Source organism: Methylobacillus flagellatus KT (assembly GCF_000013705.1).
Taxonomy (GTDB): domain Bacteria; phylum Pseudomonadota; class Gammaproteobacteria; order Burkholderiales; family Methylophilaceae; genus Methylobacillus; species Methylobacillus flagellatus.
The window spans coordinates 680693-699281 of record NC_007947.1 but is presented as its reverse complement, the minus strand read 5'-3'; the positions used below and the strand labels follow the sequence as shown (position 1 = coordinate 699281).

At 53.6% G+C, this 18589-nt stretch carries 18 protein-coding genes; 9 read left to right on the top strand and 9 right to left on the bottom strand.

The features are described from left to right. The first annotated feature begins 321 nt into the window (after positions 1–321). From MFLA_RS03410 to MFLA_RS03390, 5 genes are all read left to right on the top strand, one after another. A complete protein-coding gene (locus MFLA_RS03410) occupies positions 322–588 on the top strand; it encodes a hypothetical protein (protein WP_011479035.1) in 267 nt (88 codons plus the stop codon). A gap of 99 nt (positions 589–687) precedes the next feature. Beyond that, positions 688–2739 (top strand): hybrid sensor histidine kinase/response regulator, encoded by a 2052-nt coding sequence (locus MFLA_RS03405; protein ID WP_195742065.1) that lies wholly within the window; start codon positions 688–690, stop codon positions 2737–2739. Between the two features lie 153 nt (positions 2740–2892). Further along, entirely contained in the window at positions 2893–3144 is a 252-nt protein-coding gene (locus MFLA_RS03400) for a hypothetical protein (protein WP_011479033.1), read from the top strand. 247 nt (positions 3145–3391) lie between these two features. Continuing rightward, a complete protein-coding gene (locus MFLA_RS03395; protein WP_011479032.1) occupies positions 3392–5575 on the top strand; it encodes a putative bifunctional diguanylate cyclase/phosphodiesterase in 2184 nt (727 codons plus the stop codon). 610 nt (positions 5576–6185) lie between these two features. Continuing rightward, positions 6186–6422: a hypothetical protein gene (locus tag MFLA_RS03390; protein WP_011479031.1), complete on the top strand. Its 237-nt coding sequence runs from the start codon at positions 6186–6188 to the stop codon at positions 6420–6422. 63 nt (positions 6423–6485) lie between these two features. On the opposite strand, the gene MFLA_RS03385 is transcribed toward MFLA_RS03390, so the two are convergent. Then, positions 6486–8009 carry a phospholipase D family protein gene (locus MFLA_RS03385; RefSeq protein WP_195742064.1) on the bottom strand — a complete coding sequence of 508 codons (1524 nt, stop codon included), beginning with the start codon at positions 8007–8009 and terminating at the stop codon, positions 6486–6488. Between the two features lie 171 nt (positions 8010–8180). Beyond that, positions 8181–8468 (bottom strand): hypothetical protein, encoded by a 288-nt coding sequence (locus MFLA_RS14315; RefSeq protein ID WP_195742063.1) that lies wholly within the window; start codon positions 8466–8468, stop codon positions 8181–8183. Positions 8469–9042: 574 nt separating this feature from the next. Here MFLA_RS14315 and MFLA_RS03375 point away from each other — a divergent pair. Continuing rightward, entirely contained in the window at positions 9043–9300 is a 258-nt protein-coding gene (locus MFLA_RS03375; protein WP_011479028.1) for a hypothetical protein, read from the top strand. Between the two features lie 23 nt (positions 9301–9323). Here MFLA_RS03375 and MFLA_RS03370 read toward each other — a convergent pair whose 3' ends face one another. Genes MFLA_RS03370 through MFLA_RS03360 form a run of 3 tightly spaced genes read right to left on the bottom strand, consistent with a single transcriptional unit; the run spans position 9324 to position 10260 of the window. Next, entirely contained in the window at positions 9324–9563 is a 240-nt protein-coding gene (locus MFLA_RS03370) for a hypothetical protein (protein WP_048811537.1), read from the bottom strand. Positions 9564–9571: 8 nt separating this feature from the next. Beyond that, on the bottom strand, positions 9572–9766 hold the full coding sequence (locus tag MFLA_RS03365; protein ID WP_195742062.1) for a hypothetical protein: 195 nt from the start codon (positions 9764–9766) through the stop codon (positions 9572–9574). Positions 9767–9783: 17 nt separating this feature from the next. Beyond that, entirely contained in the window at positions 9784–10260 is a 477-nt protein-coding gene (locus tag MFLA_RS03360) for an SRPBCC family protein (RefSeq protein WP_011479026.1), read from the bottom strand. Between the two features lie 277 nt (positions 10261–10537). Here MFLA_RS03360 and ybaL point away from each other — a divergent pair, with 277 nt between their 5' ends. Beyond that, positions 10538–12205: a YbaL family putative K(+) efflux transporter gene (gene ybaL, locus MFLA_RS03355; protein ID WP_011479025.1), complete on the top strand. Its 1668-nt coding sequence runs from the start codon at positions 10538–10540 to the stop codon at positions 12203–12205. A gap of 7 nt (positions 12206–12212) precedes the next feature. Here the strand turns inward: ybaL and MFLA_RS03350 are convergent, their stop codons facing one another. From MFLA_RS03350 to MFLA_RS03340, 3 genes are all read right to left on the bottom strand, one after another. After that, the gene (locus MFLA_RS03350) at positions 12213–13334 is read right to left on the bottom strand and encodes a GNAT family N-acetyltransferase (protein ID WP_011479024.1); all 1122 of its coding nucleotides are present in this window, start codon (positions 13332–13334) and stop codon (positions 12213–12215) included. Positions 13335–13590: 256 nt separating this feature from the next. Continuing rightward, positions 13591–13803 (bottom strand): glycine zipper 2TM domain-containing protein, encoded by a 213-nt coding sequence (locus MFLA_RS03345; RefSeq protein WP_011479023.1) that lies wholly within the window; start codon positions 13801–13803, stop codon positions 13591–13593. Between the two features lie 222 nt (positions 13804–14025). After that, positions 14026–14655 (bottom strand): hypothetical protein, encoded by a 630-nt coding sequence (locus MFLA_RS03340; RefSeq protein ID WP_229407149.1) that lies wholly within the window; start codon positions 14653–14655, stop codon positions 14026–14028. Positions 14656–14921: 266 nt separating this feature from the next. On the opposite strand from MFLA_RS03340, the gene ompR reads away from it, so the two are divergent. Together ompR and MFLA_RS03330 are read left to right on the top strand one after the other, a co-directional pair. After that, positions 14922–15650 (top strand): osmolarity response regulator transcription factor OmpR, encoded by a 729-nt coding sequence (gene ompR / locus MFLA_RS03335; protein WP_048811833.1) that lies wholly within the window; start codon positions 14922–14924, stop codon positions 15648–15650. Positions 15651–15662: 12 nt separating this feature from the next. Beyond that, entirely contained in the window at positions 15663–17027 is a 1365-nt protein-coding gene (locus MFLA_RS03330; protein WP_287111931.1) for an ATP-binding protein, read from the top strand. Here the strand turns inward: MFLA_RS03330 and cysG are convergent. Beyond that, positions 16948–18351 (bottom strand): siroheme synthase CysG, encoded by a 1404-nt coding sequence (cysG, locus tag MFLA_RS03325; protein WP_048811535.1) that lies wholly within the window; start codon positions 18349–18351, stop codon positions 16948–16950. The genes MFLA_RS03330 and cysG overlap by 80 nt on opposite strands. Between the last annotated feature and the right edge of the window lie 238 nt (positions 18352–18589).

The following is an 18589-nucleotide window of genomic DNA, read 5'->3' as shown; positions in this document are numbered from 1 at the left end:
CCTACATGAGGCTGATCATCAGCAGCTGATGATGCAACACAAAGCAATCCAGTTTGGCGACAATCAAATTCAACCCTGCCAGATGGTCATGCTGCGCAATGCCTTCTGGAGCATCCCGAGCGATGATTGAAATCTTCCTGGTATCGGCGGATTAACAGATCATTGCCTCAGCATTGCCAGGCCATTTTCGAAATAGTGAGCAAATCTTCAGAAACTTACAAAGGACAAAGTTCAGGCTGAGAAAGTGATCCCGAAGCGCGTACCGTCCTGGGGCAACTTTCACGGGATTGCCGAGTCTGTCTTACAGGAGGCGCGACTTGCATGAAATTTTTTCTCGAAGGTTTTCTTCTACTGATGGCAACGCTTGTTCATGCAGAGGGCAAATATGAGGCGGCAGAAGAAGAAACCCGGCAACGCCAGCAGGTCGAAGCACTCCGGCAATATGAACGCAGTGGGCACCGTGAAACTTTTGGCGGCCAGTATGAGCATCCGGGGAATGCCCGCCAGCGTTCAATTTCCAGCGACCCACCCGACTCCGACGACAATTTCCAGCGGCAGCTCAAACAATACGACTGGCAGAAACGCTGACTCTCTTTTTGTCCAGCCATGGCATAATGCACACGATTGATGTCGGTCAATCTTGACTCGTATCCAGCCCCCCCCAGATGCAGAGAGGAAAGCTTGCCCTTGAAAGCGCCGACCATGCATGACGCCACCCCCAGTTCCATGGGAGAGGATGAGTATCAGTTCTTGCTTAAGCTCAGCAGCACCATTCGCCCCCTCGTCAACACTGAAGAAATCAAGCGCTGCGTCTGCAAGATGCTTTGTGAGGCGATGTCGGCCGAGCGGGCCATTTACTCCGAAATCAGCGCCGTCGGCGACGCAATGATCAATGTGTCATACCAGACCCCCGGCATTGCGGAAATCCATGGCAAGTTCGAATTGGATCAATTTGGCAAAGATCTGATGGGCCGCCTGCACATGGGCGAAACACTCATCATGCAGAATATCCAGCAGGAAGCATCGCTCAACGCGGAAGAGCGGCAGGCTTATGCTTCGGTGGGTGTTCAGAGCTATATTGCCGTGCCATTGATCAAGCAGTCCACGCTCATGGCCGTGCTCTCGGTGAATGCCACCACGCCTCGGCGCTGGTCCCGACGGGATGCGCTTCTGCTGCAGAAGGTCGCTGAGCGCACCTGGGAAACAGTGGAGCGGGCACGTGCAGAACATGCGCTTTGCCTTACCGAGATGCGCTCGCAGCAAATTTTTGATTCCATAGACCAGGGCATGTGCATCATCCGGATGGTCTATGATCGCGACGGCAAGCCGATCGACTACATCTTCCTGCATGCCAACGCTGCCTTTGCCAGCCAGACCGGGCTCGCCAATGTCATTGGGAAAGGCATGCGCGAGCTGGCACCACATCATGAGCAATTCTGGTTTGATACCTATGCCCGCATCGACAGGACTAGTATACCTGAGCGTTTTGAGCACAAGGCGGAAGCATTGAAGCGCTTTTATGAAGTCTATGGATTTCGCATTGACGATCCAGAAGAACATACCGTCTGCGTATTATTCAAGGACATTTCCTCGCGCATCGCCGCTGAGCAGGCCCTGCTCAAGGCCAACAAGGCAAAAGATGATTTTCTCGCCGTGGTTTCGCACGAGCTGCGCAACCCGTTGAACCTGATTCTGCTCAACGCTGAATTGCTGGCACGTATCCCCGAGGCCCAAACCCAGCCCATCATCCAACGCACGGCGGAAACCTTGAGCCGGACAGTGAAAAATCTGGCAATCGTGGTTGATGACCTGCTGGATCTTTCCCGCATCAATACCGGCAAACTCGCGCTGCAATGTCATAGCCTGCACTTTGAACCCCTGGTCAGGAGATTGATCACCTCTTTCCAGGACGAAGCGCAGCACAATGGCATTGCGCTCAGCCATGCGTTGCAGCCCAACCTCCTCATCCACGCCGATGCGGCACGCATTGAACAGGTCATATGGAACCTGCTTTCCAATGCACTGAAATTCACTCCTTCAGGCGGCGCCATCCATGTTTCCCTATCATCGCGGGATGACTGGGCGATACTCGAAGTGTCGGATACTGGACAAGGCATTGCTGCCGAAGTCTTGCCACATGTATTCGACATGTTCGTGCAGGAAGACTCCTCCTCGTCGCGCATCAAGGGCGGCCTGGGCATCGGGTTGGCCCTGGTCAAGCAGATTGTGGAGTTGCATCAAGGCAAAGTGGAAGCCTGTTCCCGCGGCAAAGGCACAGGCGCAAATTTTCGCGTCTTTTTGCCGCTGAGCCGTACAGTCCCCGCAGAGGCCAGTCAAGATCCGTCTACACTGAATCACTCCGTTCGCTTGCTGCTGATTGAGGACAATCAGGACTCTGCCGACTTGCTATCGCATCTACTCACGTTGGAGGGTTATCAGGTAGACGTGGCACTAGGCGGGAAGAGCGGTCTAGAGATGATCGATACAGCCGAATATAGTTACGACCTTATCCTCTCGGATATCGACATGCCCGATCTGGATGGCTTCCAATTGGCAAGGAGGTTGCGAGCAAATGAAAAGACAGTGACAACGCCGCTCATTGCCGTGACTGGCATCAACCTCCAGGGAAACTGCGAGAAACTGTATTCTGCCGGCTTCGATGATGTCGTATCCAAGCCTGTCTCCGTGGCCGCCATCCATGCCGCACTGAGAAAGCAACTGCACCGGCACAGCGGCTGAAGGCCATATCCCGGCGCAGTCAAGCCGGGAATGGCTTTCCTATGGTTTGCCCACGAGCAGTATTTTCTGCTGGCCAAGCATTCTGGAACCTCTCCCCAATAACCAGCTCGAACCTTCAACCTGAGCTCAAACGGGATACGAAAAGGAAAATGTATGACCCAGGAAAATCCAGTGCCTTTATTTCCCATTGTCACATTCACCACTACCCCTGTCCCTGAAAACAAGCTCATTCTGTTTTCTCCGGTTTATCTGAACGCATTGGGACAACATCCAGAAAACGCTGCCACGGGCCCACACTATGCATTCACTATAGATCAGGCAATGGCACTAATGCTTGAGCTTCATCGCGCCATCGACCAAATCGAGAACTCGAGCTATTTGAAGCGGTCATTGCAAGATCTTTAGGACATTCCCCCTTGACCGGATAGGCGTTGCGAATGAGAAATCACATAGCGCCTACCTTGCCTGCTGCGTACCATAAGTACAGCCGAGGCCAGTCGAGACATACTGTGGGCCGGATGGATGGCATCCAAGGATGTCAGTCACTCAGCATGCAAACCTATGTTAAGTTTCAATATGATGGGATATCGCTTCACAATTCAATCTGTCACCCACAGTCCCAACACTGTATTCTGCTGATAGGAAACTCCTGATGAAATGCCCTTCGATTCCTCCAGACGAAACTGAACGCTTGCAGGCATTGGCCGCATATGGGCTAGATCCGACCCGGCCGCTTCCTGCCCTTGAGCCGGTCGTGAAGATCGCCGCCCGTATGTTTGACATGCCTGTGGCAGCCATCAATATGATCGGTAGTGATCACGTGTTTTTTGCCGCCAGCATAGGAGCCGGCGATGTGGATATGCGGCGGGACGTGTCTTTCTGCGCCCATGCCATCAACCAGACCAATGTCATGGTAGTCCCCGACTCCCATCTTGATGAGCGATTTCACGACAACCCATTGGTCATGGGGCCAGCCAATCTGAGTTTCTATGCAGGCATTCCATTGATATCACCTGATGGTCATGCCCTAGGGGCATTGTGTGTGATAGACAGTCAGCCCAGGGAGTTTTCCGAGGAAGATTGCGAACGCCTGCGGGAGCTTGCCAAGATGGCGGTCGACCGACTCGAGTTGCGCCGGCTGGAAATCTCAACTGAGCAGTCGCGTCGGCCGTTTGAAGAGGTTGCGCGCAACTCTCCTACCGCTATGGTCTGGTTTGACATCCATCGCAGGATTGTCTCCTGGAACCAGGCTGCAGCCGCATTGCATGGTTATGCAGTAGAGGAAGGCGAAGGCCTGCTGGTCGACCAATTGATCCCGGAGCGGGAACGACCGACATTTCACCGGTTGGTCGAACAGGCAGTGGAAGCCGGTACTTTCGACGGCATATGCATGCCGGAAGCTGCATACGGCATCCGCAAGGACGGGAGCGAGTTTGAGCTGGGACTTTCCCTGTTTTGCTGGCATGAGCATGGTCAGCTCATTTTCAATGCTCACCTGCAAGACATCACCGCAAAAAAACGTGAAGAAAAAGAGCTGCACCGCCTCGCCACCACCGACCTGCTGACCGGCATGGCCAATCGGGGCCGTTTTTATCGCGAGGTCGAACGCGCCTTGGTCTCAGCCGAGCCCATGGCCGTCTTGATGCTTGATCTCGACGGATTCAAGGATGTGAATGACACATTGGGACACGCAGTCGGGGACAGCATTCTCTGTGAAATAGGCCGCAGGCTCGAGGATGGAATCGGGGCTTCCGGGTTGGCAGCCCGGATTGGCGGCGATGAGTTCGCCGTCGTGCTACACCAGATCGATCAGCCCGAGAAAGCGCAGTCAATAGCGCAATCCTTGGTTAAAGGATTGGCCCACGCCATTTTGATCGACCATCACGAAATTCGCATCACGGCAAGCTGTGGCGTAGCAATTTCGCCCCAGCATGCCCAGGAAGCGCTGACATTGATCGGCAATGCAGATTTGGCGTTGTTTCATGCCAAGCGGCTGGGCGGCGCGCAATCCCACGTATTCACACCTGCGCTGAGAATGGAAGCAGTAGCGCGCCATCTTTACGGCCTGGAGCTGCACCGGGCAGTCCACAATGGCGAATTTGTCCTCTTCTATCAACCGCAAATCAGGCTATCCGACGGCGCACTGGTTGGCGCAGAAGCGCTGATCCGCTGGCGACATCCTGAACGCGGCCTGCTGTCGCCCGCGGCTTTCCTGCCTGCATTGGAAAATGGCCCCCTGGCTGCAACAATAGGAAACTGGGTACTGGATGAAGCTTGCGCCCAAGCCGCGCACTGGAGGCGACAAGGCATGACGGACTTCCGCATGGGAGTCAACCTGTTTGGGGCACAGTTCCGGGTTGATGACCTTGCCGCAACCGTCATCTCGACTCTTGAGCGCCATGGACTGCCACCCTCGGCGCTCGAGCTGGAAATCACGGAAAATATTGTCCTCGAACAGGATGAAATTGCCCTCGAATCACTACGAAGCTTGCGTGAAGCTGGCGTTGGTGTCGCCTTCGATGATTTTGGTACAGGCTACGCATCGCTAAGCTTGCTCAAACATTACCCCTTGAGCCGCATCAAGATAGACCGGTCGTTTGTGCAAGGCATACTCGATTCACCGCAGGACCGGGCCGTCATCAATGCCGTCATCGACATGGCCAGGGCGTTCTCCCTGGACACCATTGCAGAAGGGATTGAAACCGCAGCACAACAAACGGCCCTGTTCGAGATGGGCTGCTCGGAAGGGCAAGGATACTTTTTTTCCAAACCGTTATCTGCCATTCAATTTACGGATGCATTCGGTTTGGGACAACCGCTGTCAAGAAGAGCGTGATTGAGCTTTCGACACACAGGAAATATATCTTTTCTCCGTGAATGGTCTTGTCTCACGCCAGCAAGGATCAGCCTCAGCAGTTCCCGGCCGACACCATTTTTCTCAGGGCATTAACAGAGCCTTGTAGAACGTTATTTCGTCTTGCATGCGCACAGTACAAACACCAATGCCTGCCATTGATTTTCTGTCATTCGTGATAATCACACATGCCGGATTTCCAGCAATATCAATCTGGCATCAACCGCTATCTCAGCCTCCATCCATCTTGATCTTGGTAGATGGAATTAAAAATTCCCAGCTGCTCCCTGGCATGAAAAATTGAAAACATGACTCGTGCTCTTCCCTGTCATTTTTTCGTTTTTTCCGAGGAATTAACCCATGCGATGCTCCCATCATTGACCAGTCTATTGCCAATACTGACAGGTATTGTATGCAGATAAATACACTCATGTTCGTTCAATCAGTGAGAGATTCAATGTTTTATTTTTAATGAAAATTTGAATATAATGCCGCATTGAAGTGAATTAATCAGAATAATTAATACATTGATTTTTTCACGTATCAATCCCGATGATTTATTTTTTTACGTGATTACAAATAGGATCAACTCATGGCATCTATTGATACAAAAAGAGAAAAATTGAAGCAGAAGATTTCCGCTTTGACAGAGCAACTGGAAGCGCTGGAAAAGCAATCGGTGGAACTGAATCGTCAAAGTGAAGGCATGCCAGAACTGATTGCTGCATTTGACGCAGTGGTGAAGACACATAAGGTGTCTGCCCTGGAGGTTTTTGAAGTATTGCTGAAAGCCAAAAGGACCGGGATGACGCTGGTCAAGAAGACATAAGCTGAGCAGTGTTCCCAAGGGCGGACATCGTTCCGCCTTTTTATTTGGCCCGTATCCCGTTTCCTATAACAACCAGTCGATCGGTAACACCGACAATATTTTCACAAAAAATCGTTGCAGCATGTTGGTACCCGGATCCACATCGAATCGCTGCTCGACACCGTCTTGGTAGAAAAGCCAATACAAACGGTCATGTTCATCCAGCCTGACTTCATAAGCACTTTGGGGCACATCCGCCTTGAATGCCTCCTCTACCTGTTGGGCTAATTTTTGACTTTCGATGATAAATCCCAGTTCCGTATTCAGCTGGGCTGAGCGCGGGTCAAAATTGAATGACCCGATAAATACGCGTGAACGATCAATGGTAAATGTCTTGGCATGCAAACTGGACCCCGAGCTGCCCAGAGGACCCAGGTACTTTGCCATGCCGTTTTCAGCTACCTGGCGGCGCATTTCATATAATTGGATACCGGCCTGCAACAGGGGTTTTCGCCACTTTGCATAGCCCGCATGCACAGCGGCCACGTCGGTGGACTCGAGTGCATTGGTCAGGATGCGGATATGGATACCGCGTCTAGCCAGCGCGGAAAAACCATCCACGCCTGTCTGGGTAGGCACGAAATAAGGAGACACCAAATCCACGCTCTCCCTGGGGTTGCGCAGGATCTTAGCCAAACTGAAGACCATCAGCTCATCTTTTTCCGCATGACCAGTAATCTTGCCCGGGCTATCACTGATCAACTCCACCTTGGCCCAGTCGAATGCGCGCAACCCCTTGATGAAATCGTGGATGAATTGGCTTTCCTTCAGCGCTTTGAGATAACCTTGGCCAGTGACGGTTTTTTCCGCTTTCTCCGCCGCCATGCTCAGCGCCTGCAATTCCCGGTCGCTAGGGTCAGGGATCAGCAGACGCAATGGATAGGCAGCCGGACTGGCCCAATAGCGGTCAAAATCTCGTGACGTATCATCCACCACCGTACCAATTGCCATGACATCCAGGTCTGCGAACAGCACACCATCCGCCGCTCCGAAATACTCATCCCCGACATTGCGCCCGCCAATGATGGTCACCATGTTATCGGCCGTGAATGATTTGTTGTGCATGCGCCGGTTGAGACGTGAAAAGTCTGTCAGAAAACCCAATGACTTGAATGTACGTAAAGGAAAAGGGTTGAACAGGCGGATTTCGATATTGGGATGCTTGTTGAGCGCGGCCAATCTGGCGTCCATTTCGCGCCCCCTGATGCCATTATCGTCCAGCAGCAGGCGTACCCTGACACCACGCTCCGCCGCTTTGCGTAATGCTTCGAGGAACAGGATGCCGGTATTGTCATTGCGCCAGATGTAATATTGGACATCCAGGCTTTTTTCTGCGGAATGCGTCAACAACATCCGAGCTGCAAAAGCGCTATACGCATCCAGTAACGGCATAATGCCAGACTCGCCAGGATGGGCAGCCTTGAGCGGCTGCATGGTCTGGCCCAACTTAGTCTCCGCAACCTCATCGATCGGAAATGCTGCAGAAGAAGGCTTGTCGCTGTCCCGAACATGCGGCAGCCCACATGCAAACAGAGGCGCAACCAGCATCAACATCAGCGTGCGATGTAACCAGCGGACTCCAATAGGTAGAGAGCCCCTCCTGTGCACCCACCTGATAAATAAAGCCATCATGTTGGCATTTTCTTCATCTTATAAACCTCTTCTGAAAGCATGCTGGAACGACTTCGATATCTGACATATCAATGCCCTGCGGGTTCTTTATACACCAGGAGAAAATAAGCTCTGCGTAAAGCTTGAAAACAGCCATACCGGACTATAATCAATGCATGATACGATCACCAGCAATTCCATCACGATGGCAAAAAGGAGCATCACACCATGACCAGCCGCACTCAGCAATGGAGGTCGCAACCTTGGCTTTGGCTTTTTATTGTCGTCTTCATCAGCGCAGTGCTGCTTTACTATCTTTTCGGCACACCAGTAATCCCTGAAAGCATGGAACAGCGCAACGACCGTGCCGCCATAAAAGATTGCTGGAAGCGTCACGCCCAATCCGCCTTATCCCCCACCGAGCTGAAATATGTCGCCGAAGCATGCGAATTCATGGAAAATGAATTCATCCTGAAATACCGTCAGGATCCTTGATTGAAAACAGGCAGCCTTTTCTCAACGCTATCCATCTACATCGTGCAAGTGCATAAAGCCAATGGCAGCAATACCCTAGACCGTGAAATATGCATGCCGAGTCGTCTTCCCCTTCCCAGACAAAATACGGTCATTCCCATCAATTGATTTTTTTACTTCATCCAGCCCAGGACAAAGGCATTGTTGGCATTGTCATACCCCATCGATTGCGCCATCATGCATGCTCCCACTTTCATCAAGTGGAAGAGAATGATAGGGAGTCAGAGGGGCGACCATGATCAGCACCCAGCCCCAATTTCACTCGAATCTCCGGTATGAAAGGAGACGCCAGAGGCCTTCCCTCTCAACTTGCGGGCCCCCAGTTGGCAGACTGACGCTATTTTGTGACAATAGTGGAAAAAGTTGAAAATATTACCGCGCCAGTCGCAAGCTGCGGAAATAGGTCATCGGGGACATTATTCTGGAAAGATCGCATATGGAAAGAATTCCAATACTGCAAGCACAGCTCGAAGCCATGGCCAGGCAACTAAACCAACGCACCCTGGAAAGCCTGGAATATCGCATCCTCATGAAAGCTGTCGTCGCGGCGCATCCTGACAAGAGGGCCTTATCCTTCTGCATTCAGGAACAGAAAAACCGGCTTGTCGAACAAGGGATCATTGGTAATATCGTGGAAGGAGACCGCGAGTATCTCAATGAGTATTTGGAAAAGTGGCTGGCACTTTGCGAGTAATAAGCTAGCCATGGCACCAGCGCTCAGGTACACCGTACCCTGTTGAAATACACCTTGTTGAATTTTCCTGGCGCACCATCTGCTGGATGGGCCACTATTTCATAGTCTTCTCCAGCATAACGCATCGCTTCCTGCGCCACGGTCTGGAAATCCTCAAACGCGCTTACGCTGTCATCCAGCGGGCGAATGATGAAGCCGTCAGCTTCTATCTCCACCTCATGATGCGGTGACGGGATCTTGAGTTTTGCAACCAAGCTCTCCATGTTTACCCTCATTTCTCCACATACCCTGATGCCGCTTCAATGCTCACAGGCTCATTTGCAAGGTCGGGACGCTCCGCTTCGAACTGGGCCTTGCCGATACGGTACGCCTCCTCCACACTTCCCGCATGGATCTCATGACGCCATAACGGGGACTCGCTAGCCAGCTGCCCTTTATATCCTACGGTCACAATAAACAACGCCATATCGCATTTCTCTTGCGTCAATGCCGTACCGCGTTATCGGTACCGACAGCAATACGGCCACGCCAACCGCCTGCCGGACGCTTGCGTGACTCAAGCAACTGACGATAGCACGTCAGCGCTTCAGAGATTTTCTGTTCCAATAATCCCGTCATGGTCGCACTCACTTCAGCCTTCATGTCGGCTTCATACTCAATCTCAACATGGACGCGCGTAGCATGAATATCCACATGCTTGAAGGAAACAAGTCCTAGATGGCGTGGACCGGACACGCTACGCCAGGCGATATGATCATCAGGCACCTGCTCAATAATCTCAGTCTCCCATTCAATCGCATGTCCGCCGATCTCAACCTGCCACCACACATGGCTGTCATCCAGCTGCTTGACCTGAAGGACACTGCTCATGAAATTCGGAAAAGTTTCGAACTGAGTCCACTGGTTATAGGCAATATTGACGGGAACCTTGATATCTATGGTGTTTTCTAGCCTCGGCATAAAAACCTCACCTGCACTTCAAAAGGGGAAGGCCCAGTGTAATAGCACCCTACGCTTGCAAAAACTGGCCTACTCCTAAAATCGTGTCAGAAAAACAGACGGTTAGCTCCTCGCACACTGGTAGGCATGCGTATAAAAGGGCAAGAATTTCATGTAAAAAGTTGCACTCTGGCATCATCTTGGGGTAATTTCGGGATACCCATACTGCTTGTGCGACACGCCAGGCAGCACGGCCTGCATTCCAAATACCTCGCCAAGCTTGAAAGGTCCCCCTCGGATGGAGCACACCCCACTGATTGCCACCATAGTTGGAGGCCTGGTACTGGCTTTTATTTTCGGCATGCTGGCCAACCGTCTCAGGATGCCACCACTCGTCGGCTACCTGATCGCAGGCGTTGTCGTAGGTCCGCATACGCCAGGGTTTGTTGCCGACGCCGACCTTGCTCACGAATTATCGGAAATCGGCGTCATCCTGCTCATGTTCGGCGTTGGTCTGCATTTTTCATTGCGCGACCTGCTATCGGTGAAGTCAATTGCCATTCCCGGTGCCATCGTGCAGATCGCCATTGCCACCCTACTCGGGCTATCCATGGCCCTGGCAATCGGTTGGCCACTGGGTGAAGGGCTGATATTCGGCTTGGCGCTATCGACAGCCAGCACCGTCGTACTGCTCACGGCATTGCAGGAGCGGCGCATACTGGAAACCAAGCGTGGACAAATCGCCATCGGCTGGCTCATCGTGGAAGATATTGCCATGGTGCTCACCCTGGTGCTGGTGCCTGTCCTGAGTGGCATGCTGGGCGGAGATGGCAACACGCTTGAAGGCAGCGCACTCTTCAATACCATGGCTTTGACCATGGGCAAGATTATTGCCTTTGTCGCCGTCATGCTACTCGTGGGCCGCCGCGTCATTCCCTGGCTGCTCGCGCGCACGGCAGCCACTGGCTCCCGGGAGTTGTTCCGCCTTGCCGTACTCGCAATCGCCCTCGGATTTGCGCTGGGGGCAACTTACATTTTTGGCGTATCGTTTGCACTGGGTGCATTTTTTGCCGGCATGATCCTAAGCGAGTCTGAACTCAGCCATCGTGCCGCCGAAGAGTCCCTGCCGCTGCGCGACGCATTTGCCGTACTATTCTTCGTATCAGTGGGCATGCTGTTCGACCCCTCCATCCTGGTTCGCGAGCCGTGGCTCATTCTGGCTACGCTGTTTATTATCGTGATCGGGAAATCATTGGCCGCCTTTGGCATTGTGCTCGCCTTCCGTCACCCTCTGGGCACTGCATTGACGATTTCTGCCAGCCTCGCACAAATCGGAGAATTCTCGTTCATCCTTGCCTCTCTCGGAGCATCGCTGGGCCTGCTTTCGGACACAGGCCGCGACCTCATCCTGAGCGGCGCCATCCTGTCCATCCTGATCAACCCGATGCTATTTGCCTGGCTCGACCGTCTGAAACCGTGGCTGCTCAACCGTGAAGAGAAAAAGCCGCTCAAAGGCGAGAGCGGCGCACGCACCATCTCCTACCCCCATCTTCATGCCCATGCCGTTCTAGTAGGCTATGGCCGGGTGGGCAAACTGGTTGGCGCTGCGCTGCGTCAGCAAGACCAACCTTTCATCGTGCTGGAGGACCAGCCAGAAGTGGTCCAATCCTTGCGAGAACAGGGCATTCCCGCCTTGTGCGGCAACGCCGCAGCACCCGGCATGATGGAAGCCGCCAACATCAAGTCTGCACGCTGGCTATTGGTCGCCATCCCCGATGCGCTGGAAGCAGGACACATCATTCAGCATGCCAGAAAAATCAACCCGCAGATCGAAGTCGTTGCACGCGCCCACTCCGATGCGCAGATCGAGCATCTGGAAAAGCACGGAGCATCCTACACCATCATGGGTGAAAGAGAGATTGCCAAAGGCATGGCGAACTGGGTACGCGCTGGCGTGGAATGGTGACTCTGAACTAGCCCGGCTTTCGATACGGCGCGCGCTCATCCAGCTCTTGCTGGTAGTGACTGACCCCCACAGCCTCCCGTGAGACAAAATGCCTGATCGCAGCCTCGAAATCGGGATGGGCAATATGATGAAACGAACATGTCTCCCGTGCAACGAAACCTCGCGCTAGCTTATGCTCCCCCTGTGCGCCTCCTTCGAAAAACCGGATGCCTCGTTCAATACAGAATAGCTGTGCTTGGTAATAACAAAGCTCGAAATGCAGGTTGGGCACATAGGCTAATGCTCCCCAATAACGCCCATACAGGCAATCCGTGTCATAGAGGTTCAGCGCGGCGCCAATGCGCCGGCCATCGCGCTCTGCCAGTACCAGCATGACGTTGCCCGGTAAGCGCTCGCCCAGTTCATGGAAAAATGCCTGGGTCAGGTAAGGGCTGGAGCGGTGCTCCAGATAAGTATTAACATAGCACTTGTAGAAGAAATCCCATTCGCGCTCCCCAATTTCCGCTCCCAACAATCGTCGGCAAATCACTCCAGCCGCGTCAACCTTTCTTCGCTCCTGGCGAATTTTCTTGCGCTTGTCGTGGGTCAGCGTCATGAGAAATTCATCAAAACTGGCAAATCCCTGGTTGTGCCAGCGAAACTGCACCCCCTGGCGTCTGAGCCAGCCCTGGCCCGACAACACCTCTGCACTTTGCTCGTCGGGGAAGAGGACATGGGCAGAGGATAGCTGCAAGCGCTGCACTGTATCGCGCAAAACCTCTGCCATATGCGCTTGCAGCATGGGATCGTGAGATAGCAGGCGTGACCCTGTGATCGGCGTGAACGGCACTGCCGCCACCAGCTTGGGATAATATTCCCCGCCGTGCTGGGTATAGGCACCGGCCCACGACCAGTCAAACACATACTCGCCGTATGAGTGATGCTTGAGATAAAGGGGTACAGCCCCAATCAGCTTTCCATCGCGCCTCACTGTCAGCGGCATCGGCTGCCAGCCAGTACCTTCGCCAACCGAGCCACTATGCTCCAGTGCACTGAGGAAAGCGTGGCTGAGCAAGGGAGAGCCATCTGACAAGGCATCCCATTGCACGCCATCCAACTCGCTGACAGACGCTGCAATCCCGATCTCCATTGCCTACTTCATCCCGGTGGGCAACGGTGATACCGCCTGGATGTAACGCAATACTCGATGTTTTTGCTGGATTGAGACAAGGCAGCCCACCTCTCGGATACTGGGAATCTAATCTATAGAGTAGCAGGATAATGACGAATACGCCGTCGAAAAAATACCACGATGCGCCAGTTGGCGTCATCGTGGTGAGATGGAGGAGAAGCGAAATACAGTGACAATAAAGCGTCGCAAAACCACGACGCGCTTGTGCAGGATATTATTTACGCTTGACTGCGGAATCGACGCCATGCCCAATGACGCCACCAATTGCAGCACCGCCCACAGTACCGAACGAGCTTCCGCCTGTGAGCACCGCTCCCGCCACCCCGCCGACCGCGGCACCGGTAGCCGCATTCTTTTGCCGTGTGGACAATCCGGAACAGCCACTCATCATGATGACCAACAATATCCATATCATCGTTTTCTTCATTTCATTTCCTTTCGACGCTCGGGCATTACCCGTTTCATCTCACAGAGCAAAAACTAGGCCACGAAACACTATCAAAATAAAATCAATTAGTTAGATAAGAACAGATAGGATGTCACAAGAAAAAAATAAAGAAGCTGTCGCTAATTGCAGACAAAAGAAAAGCACTGTCCCGGCAAGGCAGTGCTTAAGGGTTTCACAAGGAAGTTTATTATAGGAATCTGGTTATAGCGCTCGCTTTGGAACGGAGACACTGACATCTTTTATTTCATCCCGCAGTGGTGCAGGCTCAGCCGCATCCTGAAGTGCTTTATCCCTCTTTTCAAGGGCCTTGTGCTGCCGCTCTGCAATCTGAGCCTGCATAGTCTCAAGCTCATTGATGGCAATAACTCCATCGCCGTTGAGGTCGAACTGCATGAAATGGCGGGCAACCTGAGGAAGCAACTCCATAGCTTCCTCTCGTGAAATCACACCATTGCCATCTTTATCTGCCTCTTGGAAACGCTCGAGAACACGCTGGCGCATGATGCGCCTGCGTTCTTCTATCTGGGCATGGGCGGCATCAAGGCTACGGGAATATTCGTAAAGATCGCGCCGCAAGCGCTGGCGATCCTCACCGGAAATCTTTGCATCCAGGGTCTGGTGAATGTGTGCAGTCGAAACTTCCTGCGCATCTGCCGCGACATCATCATTTCCTGCCTGGACATGAGCAGCAGCAACCAACACTACTGCTGCCAGCATCAGTTGGCGACGCCAAAACTGATTGGAGACCATTAACATAAAGCCAAACCGTCCACTTGCAAGATCATATGATTCGCTCGCCCCTGTTTTAAGCTTACCTGCCCTGGCTGACAACCTTATCTGACCCAGGAATCACTCACACTCGCCCCAGCGGATACAGAATTCTACTGCCGAGCAGTTGAATGAGGCGACATCATCCCTCATTGATGTAAACTGAGTGTTTCATATCAACTCACCATTGTAAAAAATTGTAACAATGGTTTTGCGGGATTTTCCCGCCATGGCAACCATGGGCAGCACAGAAGGAATTCATCATCAAAAGAATGGAATCATGTAAATAATACTTTTCATCCAACCCTATTTCCGCAGAAAATATGGCTATGCAGACACCTTCGAAAAAAATATTAATGGTGGACGACGACCTGCGCATGCGCGAGTTGTTGCAACGTTACCTAGGCGAACAGGGCTTTTCGGTAAAAGCCGTCTCCGATGCCGGAGAAATGGATCAAGTGCTTGCCCACGAGCATGTGGACTTGCTTGTGCTGGATCTTATGCTGCCAGGCGAGGACGGGCTGGCGATTTGCCGCCGCCTGCGCGCAAACGGCAGCACCATTCCCGTCATCATGCTAACCGCGCGCGGGGATGAGATAGACCGTATCATCGGGCTGGAAATGGGAGCTGACGACTACCTTCCGAAACCGTTCAACCCGCGCGAGCTGCTTGCCCGCATCAACGCCGTTCTCCGTCGCCATAGTCGACTTCCCCCAGGGACACCAGTTGCAGAGGCAGATCACATCAGTTTCGGTGAATTCATCTTCGACCCATCGACTCGCACGCTGACCAAGAATGGCGAACCAGTGACGATTACCAGTGGTGAATTTGCACTTCTCAAGGTATTTGTCGACCATCCGAGGCAGCCATTGTCGCGCGACCGTTTGATGCAGCTGGCACGCGGACGGGAGCTGGATGTGTTTGACCGCAGTATCGACGTGCAGGTATCACGGTTACGGCGCCTGATTGAGCCTGACCCATCGCATCCGCGTTATCTGCAGACCATGTGGGGATTTGGTTACGTATTCGTGCCAGATGGCGAAACCCAGAAAAACTAGTGCCGCGCTCCAGTGAGCCTGCTGCCTCGTACCCTTCTCGCACGTGTCATGCTGCTGATCGCCCTGCTGCTCGCAGCAGGTCAGTTTGCGGCCTTGAAGCTGTTCGACTATTTCGAAAGCGAGCCGCGCGCCATGGCAGCAGCGCTCCAGGCCATCACTGTCGTCAACTACACTCGCGCATCCCTGCTTGCGGCCCACGAGAATCGCAGGCTAGCCCTACTCTCAGAGCTATCTGGCCGAGAAGGGGTGAGGATTTACGCCGCAGACATGCTCGAGGAGATCGAACCTCTTCCTAATGATCATCTGATCCGCCTGATTGCGGAGAAAATTCGCGAGCGCCTGGGGGAGGACACGCTCGTCGTATTGAACCATTTCGGCATACCTGGCCTATGGGTCAGTTTCAGCATAGGCCAGGACGATTACTGGGTGGTCATTCCACGTATCCAAGTAGACCGTCCATTCCCTTGGCAATGGCTAGGATGGGGGGCCCTCGTCATCATGCTATCGCTGCTAGGCGCCTACCTGATTGCATCGAACATTCATCACCCCCTACGCCTGCTAGTCAAGGCCGCAGGACGACTGAGTAGTGGCGAATACCCTCCGCCACTACCCGAAGAAGGTGCCCATGAGTTACGTGAAGTCAGCCGCACCTTCAACGAAATGACCGAGGCACTGGTCAGACTAGACAATGAACGAACCTTGTTACTGGCTGGTATCTCGCATGACCTGCGGACGCCCCTTGCACGCCTTCGGCTGTCAGTGGAAATGCTGCCCGACGAATATTGTGCCAGCCTCAAGGCTGGCATGATCCAAGATATAGGCGACATGGATAGCATCATTCACCAATTTCTGGACTTTGTGCGCGGAATAGAGGGCGAACCGACGCAAATGATGGACCTCAATGCCTTGCTCACCTCGGTGGCAGACCGCCATACTCGCGCTGGCCGCAAGCTGACCATGTCATTGGCCCCCACCCACCTGATTCCCCTACGGCCGCTTGCGATGCAGCGATTGCTCACCAACCTAATCGACAACGCATTTGCCTATGGAGGCGGGGAAGTCACGGTCACGACACGCATCACTGCCGGCAATATCATCCTCAGCGTGCTGGACAATGGTCCCGGCATTCCCGCTGCGCAGATGGAAAGGTTGCTACGCCCGTTCGAGCGTCTCGACACGGCTCGGGGCAACAAGAGTGGCAGCGGGCTGGGCCTGGCGATCGCAGACCGTATCGCCAAGCTGCACAAGGGACAGCTTACCCTGCTTAACCGCCCGCAGGGAGGGTTGGAAGCCAGGCTTACCCTGCCGATACAACCTCAGGTGACGGCGCAAACCAAGCAAGCTTTTCGCGTAAACGCACAACCTGGCCGACAATAATCAGGCAGGGAGCGCGCAGACCCGCACGCTCCACCAGCCCTGGCAATGTTGCCAATGTACCCTCCACGACTCTCTGCCGCTGCGTGGTTCCTTGCTGGACAATGGCAATCGGCAGATTTTCGGGGGCACCATGAGCCACCATCTGCCTGCATATCTCGGGCAAGCCCACCAACCCCATATAAATCACAACCGTCTGGTTAGGACGCACCAGCGCATCCCAGTCCAGATTGACCGAGCCGTCTTTCAAATGTCCGGTCGTGAACAGGCACGACTGAGCGTAATCCCGATGCGTGAGCGGAATACCGGCATAGCTGGACACCCCGTTTGCAGCAGTAATGCCAGGCACCACCTGGAATGGGATGCCATTTTCCATCAAGGTCTCGATCTCTTCGCCGCCGCGCCCGAAAATAAACGGATCTCCGCCCTTCAGGCGTAGTACTCGCTTGCCTTCCTTGGCAAGGCGCACCAGCAATTGATTGATGTCTTCCTGCGGCAAGGTATGCTGATCTCGCGACTTGCCCACATAAATCAGCTCGGCATCCCGCCGCACCAGCGCCATCACCTCTTTGCTCACGAGCTTGTCATAGACGCATACATCAGCCTGCTGCATCAGGCGCAATGCGCGGAAAGTCAGCAAGTCCGGGTCACCCGGACCACCACCGACAAGGTACACTTCGCCATGGTGCAACTCGCCACGCCCCGACAGCACTTGCTGCATGGCATGCCTTGCCGCCTCTTCCTGGCCGGACAACACTTGCTCGCCTATCACCCCCTGGAATACATCCTCCCAGAAAATTCGCCGTTGCTGTCCGGTACTGAAGCGCTGCTTCACTGCCTCACGGAACTCGGCGGCAAAGGCAGCCAAGCGGCCATAAGTCGCGGGGATCAGCGTTTCAATCCTGGTACGCAGCATGCGCGCCAGCACCGGCGCCGTCCCGCCGCTGGATACGGCCACCAGCAATGGGGATCGGTCCACGATCGAAGGCACGATGAATGTACACAGCTCAGGTGCATCCACCACATTCACAGGAATATTGCGGGCCTGTGCCTCCCGTGACACCGCACGGTTCACCTCGGCATCATCGGTCGCGGCGATCACCAGTACCGCACCATCCAGCTGCGCAGGCTCGAATACAGAGGCAAGATGCCGGATCCGCCCCTCCGCCAGCGACTTTGCCAACGTCGGGTGCAACTCAGGCGACACCACTGTAACGCTGGCACCGGCTTTTTCCAGTAGGCTAACTTTGCGACTCGCAATTTCACCACCTCCGACCACTAGGCAAGGGCGATCACGCAGTTTCATGAAGATAGGCAGGGTTTCCATCCGCGACATTCTATTCCATTTCCATCTGAATACGGGATCAGGCATAACGACACAGGCAATGCTGTTACAAGCGGACATGAAGAACAACGCATTTCAAGATAAATTGAACATGGCATGACACTAAGATTGGCTTTCGACAATAGCTAAGCTAAAATGGGTCCTTACCCTACTGTTTTTCTTACGCTATTTTGCAGCCTGCAACGTCCACCTTTCACATATCTACTGCCGTGTTGGCAGC

Excerpts from the sequence above, each read along its gene's own strand:
- MFLA_RS03410 (WP_011479035.1), top strand. The coding sequence starts at position 322 with ATGAAATTTTTTCTCGAAGGTTTTCTTCTACTGATGGCAACGCTTGTT.
- MFLA_RS03400 (WP_011479033.1), top strand. The coding sequence starts at position 2,893 with ATGACCCAGGAAAATCCAGTGCCTTTATTTCCCATTGTCACATTCACC.
- MFLA_RS03395 (WP_011479032.1), top strand. The coding sequence starts at position 3,392 with ATGAAATGCCCTTCGATTCCTCCAGACGAAACTGAACGCTTGCAGGCA.
- MFLA_RS03390 (WP_011479031.1), top strand. The coding sequence starts at position 6,186 with ATGGCATCTATTGATACAAAAAGAGAAAAATTGAAGCAGAAGATTTCC.
- MFLA_RS03385 (WP_195742064.1), bottom strand. The coding sequence starts at position 8,009 with ATGCTGGTTGCGCCTCTGTTTGCATGTGGGCTGCCGCATGTTCGGGAC.
- MFLA_RS03375 (WP_011479028.1), top strand. The coding sequence starts at position 9,043 with ATGGAAAGAATTCCAATACTGCAAGCACAGCTCGAAGCCATGGCCAGG.
- MFLA_RS03370 (WP_048811537.1), bottom strand. The coding sequence starts at position 9,563 with ATGGAGAGCTTGGTTGCAAAACTCAAGATCCCGTCACCGCATCATGAG.
- MFLA_RS03365 (WP_195742062.1), bottom strand. The coding sequence starts at position 9,766 with ATGGCGTTGTTTATTGTGACCGTAGGATATAAAGGGCAGCTGGCTAGC.
- MFLA_RS03360 (WP_011479026.1), bottom strand. The coding sequence starts at position 10,260 with ATGCCGAGGCTAGAAAACACCATAGATATCAAGGTTCCCGTCAATATT.
- ybaL (WP_011479025.1), top strand. The coding sequence starts at position 10,538 with ATGGAGCACACCCCACTGATTGCCACCATAGTTGGAGGCCTGGTACTG.
- MFLA_RS03350 (WP_011479024.1), bottom strand. The coding sequence starts at position 13,334 with ATGGAGATCGGGATTGCAGCGTCTGTCAGCGAGTTGGATGGCGTGCAA.
- MFLA_RS03345 (WP_011479023.1), bottom strand. The coding sequence starts at position 13,803 with ATGAAGAAAACGATGATATGGATATTGTTGGTCATCATGATGAGTGGC.
- ompR (WP_048811833.1), top strand. The coding sequence starts at position 14,922 with ATGCAGACACCTTCGAAAAAAATATTAATGGTGGACGACGACCTGCGC.
- cysG (WP_048811535.1), bottom strand. The coding sequence starts at position 18,351 with ATGGAAACCCTGCCTATCTTCATGAAACTGCGTGATCGCCCTTGCCTA.